A 12,743-nucleotide genomic window follows, 5' to 3' on the forward strand; every position below is an offset into this window, starting at 1 on the left:
GAAAAACCAAATTAACGGTTGACGGCAGATTCTGGATGTCTATAATTCGCCCCACTTCCGGCGCAGTCGAAACGGAAAACTCCTTGGTAAACAATGAGTTATGTAGTTTTTCGGCAGCAGGTTGCTTCAGTTCATCGAAGCCAGAAAGAAGTTGAAAAAGAGGTGTTGACAGCAGCGTGTAACGCTGTAGAATTCGCCTCCCGCTGATGAGAGATCTGAAGCGCAAGTGGTTGAAGTTGTTGAAGAATTCTTCGAAAGCTTCTGAAAATAATCACTTGACAGCAAATGAGGCTGCTGTAGAATGCGCGCCTCGGTTGAGACGAAAGATCTTAACCAACCGCTCTTTAACAACTGAATCAAGCAATTCGTGTGGGTGCTTGTGGAGTCAGACTGATAGTCAACAAGATTATCAGCATCACAAGTTACTCCGCGAGAAATCAAAGATGTAACCAACGATTGCTGAGCCAAGTTTAGGGTTTCTTAAAAACCCAAAGATGTTTGAACTGAAGAGTTTGATCATGGCTCAGATTGAACGCTGGCGGCAGGCCTAACACATGCAAGTCGAGCGGTAGAGAGAAGCTTGCTTCTCTTGAGAGCGGCGGACGGGTGAGTAATGCCTAGGAATCTGCCTGGTAGTGGGGGATAACGTTCGGAAACGGACGCTAATACCGCATACGTCCTACGGGAGAAAGCAGGGGACCTTCGGGCCTTGCGCTATCAGATGAGCCTAGGTCGGATTAGCTAGTTGGTGAGGTAATGGCTCACCAAGGCGACGATCCGTAACTGGTCTGAGAGGATGATCAGTCACACTGGAACTGAGACACGGTCCAGACTCCTACGGGAGGCAGCAGTGGGGAATATTGGACAATGGGCGAAAGCCTGATCCAGCCATGCCGCGTGTGTGAAGAAGGTCTTCGGATTGTAAAGCACTTTAAGTTGGGAGGAAGGGCAGTTACCTAATACGTGATTGTTTTGACGTTACCGACAGAATAAGCACCGGCTAACTCTGTGCCAGCAGCCGCGGTAATACAGAGGGTGCAAGCGTTAATCGGAATTACTGGGCGTAAAGCGCGCGTAGGTGGTTTGTTAAGTTGGATGTGAAATCCCCGGGCTCAACCTGGGAACTGCATTCAAAACTGACTGACTAGAGTATGGTAGAGGGTGGTGGAATTTCCTGTGTAGCGGTGAAATGCGTAGATATAGGAAGGAACACCAGTGGCGAAGGCGACCACCTGGACTAATACTGACACTGAGGTGCGAAAGCGTGGGGAGCAAACAGGATTAGATACCCTGGTAGTCCACGCCGTAAACGATGTCAACTAGCCGTTGGAAGCCTTGAGCTTTTAGTGGCGCAGCTAACGCATTAAGTTGACCGCCTGGGGAGTACGGCCGCAAGGTTAAAACTCAAATGAATTGACGGGGGCCCGCACAAGCGGTGGAGCATGTGGTTTAATTCGAAGCAACGCGAAGAACCTTACCAGGCCTTGACATCCAATGAACTTTCTAGAGATAGATTGGTGCCTTCGGGAACATTGAGACAGGTGCTGCATGGCTGTCGTCAGCTCGTGTCGTGAGATGTTGGGTTAAGTCCCGTAACGAGCGCAACCCTTGTCCTTAGTTACCAGCACGTTATGGTGGGCACTCTAAGGAGACTGCCGGTGACAAACCGGAGGAAGGTGGGGATGACGTCAAGTCATCATGGCCCTTACGGCCTGGGCTACACACGTGCTACAATGGTCGGTACAGAGGGTTGCCAAGCCGCGAGGTGGAGCTAATCCCATAAAACCGATCGTAGTCCGGATCGCAGTCTGCAACTCGACTGCGTGAAGTCGGAATCGCTAGTAATCGCGAATCAGAATGTCGCGGTGAATACGTTCCCGGGCCTTGTACACACCGCCCGTCACACCATGGGAGTGGGTTGCACCAGAAGTAGCTAGTCTAACCTTCGGGAGGACGGTTACCACGGTGTGATTCATGACTGGGGTGAAGTCGTAACAAGGTAGCCGTAGGGGAACCTGCGGCTGGATCACCTCCTTAATCGACGACATCAGCTGCTCCATAAGTTCCCACACGAATTGCTTGATTCATTGAAGAAGACGATAAAGAAGCAGCCCGAAATTGGGTCTGTAGCTCAGTTGGTTAGAGCGCACCCTGATAAGGGTGAGGTCGGCAGTTCGAATCTGCCCAGACCACCAATTTTGTGTGGGAAACGCCTGTAGAAATACGGGGCCATAGCTCAGCTGGGAGAGCGCCTGCCTTGCACGCAGGAGGTCAACGGTTCGATCCCGTTTGGCTCCACCACTACTGCTTCTGTTTGTTGAAAGCTTAGAAATGAGCATTCCATCGTGATGATGGTGAATGTTGATTTCTAGTCTTTGATTAGATCGTTCTTTAAAAATTTGGGTATGTGATAGAAAGATAGACTGAACGTTACTTTCACTGGTAACGGATCAGGCTAAGGTAAAATTTGTGAGTACTCAGTTTTGAGTATTATCGAATTTTCGGCGAATGTTGTCTTCACAGTATAACCAGATTGCTTGGGGTTATATGGTCAAGTGAAGAAGCGCATACGGTGGATGCCTTGGCAGTCAGAGGCGATGAAAGACGTGGTAGCCTGCGAAAAGCTTCGGGGAGTCGGCAAACAGACTTTGATCCGGAGATGTCTGAATGGGGGAACCCAGCCATCATAAGATGGTTATCTTACGCTGAATACATAGGCGTAAGAGGCGAACCAGGGGAACTGAAACATCTAAGTACCCTGAGGAAAAGAAATCAACCGAGATTCCCTTAGTAGTGGCGAGCGAACGGGGACTAGCCCTTAAGTGGCTTTGAGATTAGCGGAACGTTCTGGAAAGTACGGCCATAGTGGGTGATAGCCCTGTACGCGAAAATCTCTTAGTCATGAAATCGAGTAGGACGGAGCACGAGAAACTTTGTCTGAATATGGGGGGACCATCCTCCAAGGCTAAATACTACTGACTGACCGATAGTGAACTAGTACCGTGAGGGAAAGGCGAAAAGAACCCCGGAGAGGGGAGTGAAATAGATCCTGAAACCGTATGCGTACAAGCAGTGGGAGCCCACTTTGTTGGGTGACTGCGTACCTTTTGTATAATGGGTCAGCGACTTATTTTCAGTGGCGAGCTTAACCGAATAGGGGAGGCGTAGCGAAAGCGAGTCTTAATAGGGCGTCTAGTCGCTGGGAATAGACCCGAAACCGGGCGATCTATCCATGGGCAGGTTGAAGGTTGGGTAACACTAACTGGAGGACCGAACCGACTACCGTTGAAAAGTTAGCGGATGACCTGTGGATCGGAGTGAAAGGCTAATCAAGCTCGGAGATAGCTGGTTCTCCTCGAAAGCTATTTAGGTAGCGCCTCATGTATCACTGTAGGGGGTAGAGCACTGTTTCGGCTAGGGGGTCATCCCGACTTACCAAACCGATGCAAACTCCGAATACCTACAAGTGCCGAGCATGGGAGACACACGGCGGGTGCTAACGTCCGTCGTGAAAAGGGAAACAACCCAGACCGTCAGCTAAGGTCCCAAAGTTATGGTTAAGTGGGAAACGATGTGGGAAGGCTTAGACAGCTAGGAGGTTGGCTTAGAAGCAGCCACCCTTTAAAGAAAGCGTAATAGCTCACTAGTCGAGTCGGCCTGCGCGGAAGATGTAACGGGGCTCAAACCATACACCGAAGCTACGGGTATCACGTAAGTGATGCGGTAGAGGAGCGTTCTGTAAGCCTGTGAAGGTGAGTTGAGAAGCTTGCTGGAGGTATCAGAAGTGCGAATGCTGACATGAGTAACGACAATGGGTGTGAAAACACCCACGCCGAAAGACCAAGGTTTCCTGCGCAACGTTAATCGACGCAGGGTTAGTCGGTCCCTAAGGCGAGGCTGAAAAGCGTAGTCGATGGAAAACAGGTTAATATTCCTGTACTTCTGGTTATTGCGATGGAGGGACGGAGAAGGCTAGGCCAGCTTGGCGTTGGTTGTCCAAGTTTAAGGTGGTAGGCTGGAATCTTAGGTAAATCCGGGATTCTAAGGCCGAGAGCTGATGACGAGTTAACTTTTAGTTAACGAAGTGGTTGATGCCATGCTTCCAAGAAAAGCTTCTAAGCTTCAGGTAACCAGGAACCGTACCCCAAACCGACACAGGTGGTTGGGTAGAGAATACCAAGGCGCTTGAGAGAACTCGGGTGAAGGAACTAGGCAAAATGGCACCGTAACTTCGGGAGAAGGTGCGCCGGTGAGGGTGAAGGACTTGCTCCGTAAGCTCATGCCGGTCGAAGATACCAGGCCGCTGCGACTGTTTATTAAAAACACAGCACTCTGCAAACACGAAAGTGGACGTATAGGGTGTGACGCCTGCCCGGTGCCGGAAGGTTAATTGATGGGGTTAGCTAACGCGAAGCTCTTGATCGAAGCCCCGGTAAACGGCGGCCGTAACTATAACGGTCCTAAGGTAGCGAAATTCCTTGTCGGGTAAGTTCCGACCTGCACGAATGGCGTAACGATGGCGGCGCTGTCTCCACCCGAGACTCAGTGAAATTGAAATCGCTGTGAAGATGCAGTGTATCCGCGGCTAGACGGAAAGACCCCGTGAACCTTTACTATAGCTTTGCACTGGACTTTGAATTTGCTTGTGTAGGATAGGTGGGAGGCTTTGAAGCGTGGACGCCAGTCTGCGTGGAGCCAACCTTGAAATACCACCCTGGCAACTTTGAGGTTCTAACTCAGGTCCGTTATCCGGATCGAGGACAGTGTATGGTGGGTAGTTTGACTGGGGCGGTCTCCTCCTAAAGAGTAACGGAGGAGTACGAAGGTGCGCTCAGACCGGTCGGAAATCGGTCGTAGAGTATAAAGGCAAAAGCGCGCTTGACTGCGAGACAGACACGTCGAGCAGGTACGAAAGTAGGTCTTAGTGATCCGGTGGTTCTGTATGGAAGGGCCATCGCTCAACGGATAAAAGGTACTCCGGGGATAACAGGCTGATACCGCCCAAGAGTTCATATCGACGGCGGTGTTTGGCACCTCGATGTCGGCTCATCACATCCTGGGGCTGAAGCCGGTCCCAAGGGTATGGCTGTTCGCCATTTAAAGTGGTACGCGAGCTGGGTTTAGAACGTCGTGAGACAGTTCGGTCCCTATCTGCCGTGGACGTTTGAGATTTGAGAGGGGCTGCTCCTAGTACGAGAGGACCGGAGTGGACGAACCTCTGGTGTTCCGGTTGTCACGCCAGTGGCATTGCCGGGTAGCTATGTTCGGAATAGATAACCGCTGAAAGCATCTAAGCGGGAAACTAGCCTCAAGATGAGATCTCACTGGAACCTTGAGTTCCCTGAAGGGCCGTCGAAGACTACGACGTTGATAGGTTGGGTGTGTAAGCGCTGTGAGGCGTTGAGCTAACCAATACTAATTGCCCGTGAGGCTTGACCATATAACACCCAAGCAATTTGACTACTCGAAAGAGCATCAGATTGCGGTGTGTGAAGACGATAGAACCGAAAGTTCGATTCTCACAAAACACCGAAAGCTGTCACATACCCAATTTGCTGAAGCGAGGCCATCTGGTCACGACTCAGTACCCGAATTTCTTGACGACCATAGAGCATTGGAACCACCTGATCCCATCCCGAACTCAGCAGTGAAACGATGCATCGCCGATGGTAGTGTGGGGTTTCCCCATGTGAGAGTAGGTCATCGTCAAGATTAAATTCCAGAACCCCTGTTTGCTAACGCAAACAGGGGTTTTGTTTATGTAGAAGTCCATGAATTTCATCGGCACGTTGCTAGCGCAACGGTCCGGTACACAGAATTTCTTGACGACCATAGAGCATTGGAACCACCTGATCCCATCCCGAACTCAGCAGTGAAACGATGCATCGCCGATGGTAGTGTGGGGTTTCCCCATGTGAGAGTAGGTCATCGTCAAGATTGAATTCCGAAACCCCTGTCTGCTAGCGCAGACAGGGGTTTTGTCGTTTAACAGGCACAAAAAAGCCAGCGCCGAATCACAGGCGCTGGCCTGGTTCGATCGCTAGCTGATCAGAACTGATAACTCACCGTTGCGCTCACATTACGTTCCTCCCCCAGGTAGCAGAAGTTCAGGCTGGCACAGGACGCAACATACGTCTCATTGGTCAGGTTGTTGGCATTCATCCGCACATCCACACCCTTCAACCCAACCTTGCCCAAGTCATAGCCCACCGAAGCATCAAGCAACGTATAGGCCGGGACTTTCATCGTATTCTCCGCATCCGCCCAGCTATAGCCCACATACCGCACCCCGCCGCCAAGCCGTAAACCGTCTAACGCACCGCTATTGAATTTGTAATCCGCCCATACCGATGCCATATGACGAGGCGCCTGCGTCGGCGAGTTGCCCTTGTTCTCGATCAGATTGTCGGCCGTGCTCAAGGTGCTCACCATCGACTTGGAATACGCAATATCGGTGAACGTATAGCTGCCCAAAATCTTCAGGTTATCCGTCAGCTGCATGTGCGCTTCCAGCTCAAGCCCCTGGGAGCGAACGGCACCTACAGCGCGATAGAAGTTCTCCTGCGGCAGTTTGGTCGCCAGGTTCTCCTGATCAATGCGAAACCACGATGCGGTAAACAGATTGTCAGTACCTGGCGGCTGATACTTCAACCCCACTTCCCATTGCGTCCCATCGGTAGGTGCCACCGGGTTACCTGCGCTGTCCGAATAGGAGTTGGGGTTGAAGGATTCTGAATAGCTCACGTAGGGCGCCAAGCCGTTATCAAACAGATACAACGCACCGGCACGCCCAGTCAGCTTGGTGCGTTTATCACTGATCTTGGTGCCTGCTGGCCGGTTCGCTTCAGCAATCCGATTTTCATCGGACGTCTCGACCCAGTCCTGACGCAGCCCGAGGGAAAACCGCCATTTATCCATTTCGATCAGGTCTTGCAGATAGACCCCGGTCTGCTCCAACCGCCGCAAGTAGCTGGTCGGGCTGTAATAGCTGATCGCCGAATTGCCATACACCGGGTTGAACGCGTTGATCGGCTGCAACGATCCACTGTTCCAGTCCACCACCGTTTTACGTCGCTGATAATCCGCACCCATCAGCACCGTGTGTTTGGTCGCCCCGGTAAAAAACTCAGCTTGCAGCATGTTGTCGATGATGAAGGCATGCAGCTTCTCATCACCCCCGGAGTAGTAGCGATTCAGCTCGCTGCTGGTCGGGCTGGTCCAGCCATAGGCATACACCTGATCCAGCCGCACCTTGGAGTCCAGGTAGCGAAAGTTCTGTCTCGCCGTGAAGACATCGTTGAAGCGATGTTCGAATTGATAACCAAACGACTGTTGATCACGCTTGTAACCATCGACCCCAGGCTCACCCTCGAAAAAATGGCTGGAGATTCGCTGGCCATTGCGCTGATGCAGCGCGCCGTCCGCTGGCATGCCGCCGTGATAGCCGCCGTCAGGATCATGTTGCAGATACGCTTGCAGGGTCAGCGAGGTGTCCTCGGTAAAGTCGATGCTGACAGTCGGCGCCAAAGCGAAGCGCTTTTCCTTGGCATGGTCAAATTGGGTGTCGGACTTATCCGCCAACCCCGTCAGCCGGTAGGCAATACGCTTGTCGTCATCTACAGGCCCGCTGAAGTCAAAACCCATGCCCCGTTGCCCGTTACTGCCCAGCGTCGCCTGAACCTGATGATAAGGTTCGAACAAGGGCTTCTTGCTGGTCAACGCCACCAGCCCGCCAGGCGAACTGCGGCCATACAGCACCGAAGACGGTCCTTTGAGAATATCCACCCGCTCGAGGAAATACGGATCAACCTGCATCGTGCTGTAGGTGCCGCTATCCCCCATGGATTTGAGCCCGTCCAGGTAGATGTTATCCACAGAACCGTCGTTGAAACCACGCATCGCCACATAGTCGTAGCGATGCGTCGCGCCATAGGGGTTGGTCAGCACACCCGGCGTGTAACGCATGGCCTGAGCAACGGTCTGGGAGCCTTGGTCGTCCATCTGCTCGCGGGTGACTACCGAGACGCTTTGTGAGGTCTCCAGCAAGGCCGTGCTGGTCTTGGTCGCAATCTGGCTGTGAGTCGCGTTGTAGCCTTCCATGCTGCCCAACGCATTACCCAGAGCAAAGCCTTTGATATCAGTGGTCGGTAAGGTCAGCGCGCTATCTTCTGGCGCCTTCTGCAGTACAAAGCTCACGCCATCTGCGGAAACAGCCTGCAACCCTGAGCCGCTGAGCAAGCGATTCAAACCCTGCTCGATGGAATATTCGCCGTGTAGGCCGGAAGATTGACGGCCCTGGGTGTGCGCAGGCGTGCTGGACAGAGTGATCCCTGCCTGCCGCGCAAACTGGTTGAGCACCGCGCCCAGCGGGCCGGCAGAGATCTCGTAGCGTTGCTGGATCTGCTCGACTCCCGCTTGCGCAGCCATGGCGGCCAGCGGCACCGCGCTAATACCCACCGCCGTCGACAGCAGCGCCGCACGCACGGCTTTGCTCAATAATGGGTAGGACGAGTTACAGGGAAAACACACAGTCATGGTAAGGATCCGTGAAGGCAGATTGAAGGCTTACTGTCTAAGCCGGACTCACGGAAAAAAACCGCCAAACAATCTCAGGCCGATCGCTCCAGGTTCACCCACCAACGGCTGCGATAACGCAATTGAACCGGCAGTGTCTGTGGCAGGATCGCCAGTAGCTTATCGGTGTCCTCCAGGCGAAAAACCCCCGATAACCGTAACTCGGCGATATCAGCCGAGCAGCCCAGGTAGCCATGACGATAACGCCCGACTTCCGCAACAAAGTCGGCCAAACGCATATCCCGCGTCACGATCAACCCGTCCGCCCAAGCGCCGATGTCCATATCCAACGGCGGGGCGAGGAGGGCACCCGTCTGACGCACCAGATAGCTTTCTCCGGCATGAACCTGCGTCGAAAGCCCATTCGCCTGATGCGGTGAGTGGATGGCCACATTGCCGCTGACCACACTCAACCGCGTGCAGTCATTGGCTTGGTGCACAGCGAAGCGTCCGTCGATGCCTTCGAACAAACCATGGCGTGTCTGCACCAACAAGGGCGCCGAAGACGCAGCGCCGCACGTCACCAGGATTTCCCCACGCAGCAGCGTGATCATTCGCTGCTGTGCGTTGAAGTCCAGGTCCACTGCACTGTCGGTATTGAGTTGCACACGCGTGCCATCCGGCAACTGCACGCTGCGACGCTCGCCAGTGCCGGTAGCGAGATCCGCGGTCCAACGCTGCCAACCCGTGACATCCCGGCTGAGCCACGCCGCCGTGCCTACTAGCAGCACGCCAGACAGCATCTTCAATGCTTGCCTGCGGCCCAGGCCCTGCGCGCTGTTTTCCAGCGCCCTGTGTGCGCCAGGAATTGTCGCCAGCTGGCTGTTCAACTCCTGCTGCAACGCCTGCACCCGCTGCCAAGCCAATTCGTGGTCGCCGTGGGCTGCTCGCCAGTGTTCACATTGCGCGTGCAGGCGCAGATTGGTGCGGTTGTTGCGCAAGCGCAGTGCCCAGTGGATAGCCTGCTTGACCACCTCGGGGCTGGGGCCGAAGCGAACCGCGTTATCCACGGACGTCATGTCTCATAACGCAGGACATAACAGTGGTAGAGCGCCTCGGCGACGTAACGCTCGACCGATCGCAGCGATACACCCATCTGCTGCGCGATCTGCTTGTACGCCAGCCCGTCGCACTGAGCCAAAAGAAATGCCTTACGCACCTTGGGCTTCAGCCCCTCAAGCAATCGGGAAATTTCTTCGAGCAACTCCAGCACCAGCGCACGGGATTCAGCGCTGGGCGCCAATGCTTCGGGTAGGTGGGCGATGGACTCCAGGTAAGCCCGTTCGATTTCCTCGCGGCGCCAGTGGTCAATCACCAGGCCCCGGGCGATGGTGCGCAAAAACGCGCGAGGCGCCTTGAGCTCAAAGCGTTCGGTCTTCTGTAGCAGGCGCACAAAGGTGTCTTGCGCCAGGTCTGCGGCATCGCAGGCGTTGCCCAGGCGGCTGCGCAGCCATGTGTTCAGCCAGTTGTGATGGGTGAGGTAAAGCGTCTGTACAACGCTCTCATGCGGGATGTACTCAGAAGATGGCATTCACACAGACCTGGCCAAACGTCACAAATGATAATTAGTCGCATTGTTTGGGAGGCTGTAAAAATTTGCAACTCTGATCCTTGTACGACAACCGCTGGTCGGTTTCCTACGTAAAAATCGGATAGATCCCACAATTTCTTAAGTTTTGCCCAAGCTTGGCCGAAAGCCTGATGAGCCATGCGTGCACCGAAATAGAGCGGTCGGTTCCATGCTCCGTTCGGCACGCTAACCCCCCTTTGGCAAAAGAAGTCGATGAAATGAATCTCAAGTTCAGTCATAAAATTCTGTTGGCCGCGTCAGGCGTCGTGGTTCTAGCCTTCGCGTTATTCACGCTGTACAACGACTACCTTCAGCGCAGCACTATCAAGCAGAACCTGGAGTCATCCATCCAGCAATCCGGTGAGCTCACCGCCAGCAGTGTGCAAAACTGGCTCAGCGGGCGAATCCTGGTCCTCGAGAACCTCGCGCAAAACGTCGCGCATCAAGGCAGCGCTGCGGACCTTCCAGGGCTGGTCGATCAGCCGGCGTTCACCTCGAATTTCCAGTTCACCTATGTTGGCCAAACCAACGGCGTATTCACCCAGCGCCCTGACGCCAAGATGCCCGACGACTATGACCCGCGTCAGCGCCCCTGGTACAAGCAAGCCGTAGCGGCCGGCAAACCCATGTTGACGCCGCCGTACATGGCCGCCGTGGGTGGGCAGATCGTGACCATCGCCATGCCGGTGAAGAAAAACGGTGAACTGCTCGGCGTGGTCGGCGGTGACCTGAGCCTGCAAACCCTGGTGAAGATCATCAACTCGGTGGACTTCGGCGGCATCGGCCATGCGTTCCTGGTCAGCGGTGACGGTCAGGTGATCGTCAGCCCGGACCAGGACCAGGTGATGAAAAACCTCAAGGACATCTACCCAGGCGCCCAACTGCGCATCGAGAAGCTCAACCAGGACGTGGTCCTCAACGGCCAGGACCGCATCCTGTCGTTTACCCCGATCAGCGGTTTGCCGGGTGCCGATTGGTACATCGGTCTGTCGATCGACAAAGACAAAGCCTACGCACCGCTGGGTAAATTCCGCACCTCTGCGTTGATTGCCATGCTGATTGCCGTGGTCGCGATCGCCGTGCTCTTGAGCCTGCTGATCCAAGTGCTGCTGCGTCCGCTGACCACCATGGGCGTGGCCATGCAAGACATCGCCCAGGGCGAGGGCGACCTGACCCGCCGCCTGGCCGTGACCAGCAAAGATGAGTTCGGCGAGGTTGGCAGTGCGTTCAACCAGTTCGTCGAGCGTATCCACGCCTCCATCTCCGAAGTGTCGTCGGCCACACGCCAGGTGCATGACCTGTCCCAGCGCGTGATGGCCTCGTCCAACGCCTCGATCATCGGTTCCGACGAGCAAAGCGCGCGCACCAACAGCGTGGCGGCGGCGATCAACGAACTGGGGGCTGCCACCCAGGAAATCGCGCGCAACGCCGCCGATGCTTCCCAGCACGCCAGCGGTGCCAGCGAACAGGCCGACGATGGGCGCAAAGTGGTAGAGCAAACCATCCTGGCGATGTCCGAGCTCTCGCAAAAAATCAGCCTGTCCTGCACGCAGATCGAAACCCTGAATGCCAGCACCGACAACATCGGCCACATTCTTGATGTGATCAAAGGCATCTCCCAGCAGACCAACTTGCTCGCGCTCAATGCCGCGATCGAAGCGGCCCGTGCCGGTGAAGCCGGGCGTGGGTTTGCCGTGGTGGCCGATGAGGTGCGCAACCTCGCGCACCGTACCCAGGAGTCGGCCGAAGAGATCCATAAGATGATCACTTCGCTGCAAGTGGGCTCGCGTGAGGCGGTGACCACCATGAACGCCAGCCAGGTCTCCAGCGAAGAAAGCGTCGAAGTGGCGAACCAGGCCGGTGAGCGCCTGATCAGCGTGACGCAGCGGATCGTCGAGATCGACGGCATGAACCAATCGGTTGCCGCCGCGACCGAGGAGCAGACCGCCGTGGTGGAAACCCTCAACGTGGATATCAACCAGATCAACCTGCTGAATCAGCAAGGCGTGACCAACCTCAACGAAACGTTGAAGGATTGCGACGCGTTGTCCCAGCAGGCCAGTCGCCTGAAGCAACTGGTCGACAGCTTCAAGATCTGACGACGTGCGCAGGAGCGAGTGTTCTCGCTCCTGCCGCTCAGTCGAGCATCCGCTGCACGTTGTCCAGGGCACTGTCGGCAAACGCCTGCATGAACTGTTCAAACCCCGCCTGCGCCGTTTCTACCGGCTCGGCAACAATGGTCCAGGTGGCCCTGGCGTATGTCCCGCCCTGGGCTTGCACCTGCATCGACGCCCATAGCCTGGCGATTCCCAAGGTGTTGTAGAGGGTCGTCCAGGTCATGCACATGGCGCTCTCGTCCCGGCTGTTGAGTTGTTCTACGACGCAATGGCCATCGCGGAAAAACTTCGTGCGCAACGCGCCTACGCCATCGCCCGTCATCTCGATATGCGACAAGGCCGGGATGAATGCGGCAAAGCCGGCGAACTGCCCCACCAGGCCCCAGAGTCGAGCGGCGTCGCAGGCGACCAGCACCGAGGCCACCACGGGGGCGGCGACGGGGTTGCGGATCAATGTATCGGGTTGCAGCGGTTTCATGGAA

5 protein-coding genes, 2 tRNA genes and 4 rRNA genes are annotated in these 12,743 nt (G+C 55.1%); 7 read left to right on the forward strand and 4 right to left on the reverse strand.

All coding sequences use genetic code 11. The features are described 5' to 3' along the window. The first annotated feature begins 500 nt into the window (after positions 1–500). The 6 genes from PSH87_RS00580 to rrf (PSH87_RS00605) all read left to right on the forward strand — a co-directional run bounded on the left by PSH87_RS00580 (position 501) and on the right by rrf (PSH87_RS00605) (position 5,937). A 16S ribosomal RNA gene (locus PSH87_RS00580) occupies positions 501–2,037 on the forward strand. An 83-nt stretch (positions 2,038–2,120) separates the two neighbouring features. Beyond that, a tRNA-OTHER gene (locus PSH87_RS00585) sits at positions 2,121–2,195 on the forward strand. A 30-nt stretch (positions 2,196–2,225) separates the two neighbouring features. Beyond that, a tRNA-Ala gene (locus PSH87_RS00590) sits at positions 2,226–2,301 on the forward strand. Between the two features lie 248 nt (positions 2,302–2,549). Further along, positions 2,550–5,440: ribosomal RNA gene (locus PSH87_RS00595) — 23S ribosomal RNA — on the forward strand. Between the two features lie 156 nt (positions 5,441–5,596). After that, positions 5,597–5,712, forward strand: a 5S ribosomal RNA gene (rrf, locus tag PSH87_RS00600). Positions 5,713–5,821: 109 nt separating this feature from the next. Next, positions 5,822–5,937, forward strand: a 5S ribosomal RNA gene (gene rrf / locus PSH87_RS00605). The 16S, 23S and 5S rRNA genes sit together here with 2 tRNA genes alongside, the layout of an rRNA operon. 111 nt (positions 5,938–6,048) lie before the next feature. Here rrf (PSH87_RS00605) and PSH87_RS00610 read toward each other — a convergent pair. The 3 genes from PSH87_RS00610 to PSH87_RS00620 all read right to left on the reverse strand — a co-directional run bounded on the left by PSH87_RS00610 (position 6,049) and on the right by PSH87_RS00620 (position 10,105). Continuing rightward, the gene (locus PSH87_RS00610) at positions 6,049–8,535 is read right to left on the reverse strand and encodes a TonB-dependent siderophore receptor (protein WP_305432066.1); all 2,487 of its coding nucleotides are present in this window, start codon (positions 8,533–8,535) and stop codon (positions 6,049–6,051) included. A 74-nt stretch (positions 8,536–8,609) separates the two neighbouring features. Continuing rightward, complete coding sequence (locus PSH87_RS00615; protein WP_017739439.1) at positions 8,610–9,593, reverse strand: FecR domain-containing protein; 984 nt, start codon at positions 9,591–9,593, stop codon at positions 8,610–8,612. Next, on the reverse strand, positions 9,590–10,105 hold the full coding sequence (locus PSH87_RS00620) for a sigma-70 family RNA polymerase sigma factor (RefSeq protein WP_305432067.1): 516 nt from the start codon (positions 10,103–10,105) through the stop codon (positions 9,590–9,592). Before PSH87_RS00620 ends, PSH87_RS00615 begins: the two co-directional genes overlap by 4 nt. A 257-nt stretch (positions 10,106–10,362) precedes the next feature. Between PSH87_RS00620 and PSH87_RS00625 the strand changes: the two genes are divergently transcribed. Further along, complete coding sequence (locus tag PSH87_RS00625) at positions 10,363–12,243, forward strand: methyl-accepting chemotaxis protein (RefSeq protein WP_207040821.1); 1,881 nt, start codon at positions 10,363–10,365, stop codon at positions 12,241–12,243. Between the two features lie 37 nt (positions 12,244–12,280). Here PSH87_RS00625 and PSH87_RS00630 read toward each other — a convergent pair whose 3' ends face one another. Further along, positions 12,281–12,739: an SRPBCC family protein gene (locus PSH87_RS00630; protein WP_305432068.1), complete on the reverse strand. Its 459-nt coding sequence runs from the start codon at positions 12,737–12,739 to the stop codon at positions 12,281–12,283. Positions 12,740–12,743 lie beyond the last annotated feature (4 nt).

It is taken from the genome of Pseudomonas sp. FP453 (assembly GCF_030687495.1).
GTDB lineage: Bacteria > Pseudomonadota > Gammaproteobacteria > Pseudomonadales > Pseudomonadaceae > Aquipseudomonas.

Bases quoted from the DNA above. Each gene is read 5' to 3' on its own strand.
- PSH87_RS00620 (WP_305432067.1), bottom strand. From the start codon at position 10,105: ATGCCATCTTCTGAGTACATCCCGCATGAGAGCGTTGTACAGACGCTT.
- PSH87_RS00610 (WP_305432066.1), bottom strand. From the start codon at position 8,535: ATGACTGTGTGTTTTCCCTGTAACTCGTCCTACCCATTATTGAGCAAA.
- PSH87_RS00630 (WP_305432068.1), bottom strand. From the start codon at position 12,739: ATGAAACCGCTGCAACCCGATACATTGATCCGCAACCCCGTCGCCGCC.
- PSH87_RS00615 (WP_017739439.1), bottom strand. From the start codon at position 9,593: ATGACGTCCGTGGATAACGCGGTTCGCTTCGGCCCCAGCCCCGAGGTG.
- PSH87_RS00625 (WP_207040821.1), top strand. From the start codon at position 10,363: ATGAATCTCAAGTTCAGTCATAAAATTCTGTTGGCCGCGTCAGGCGTC.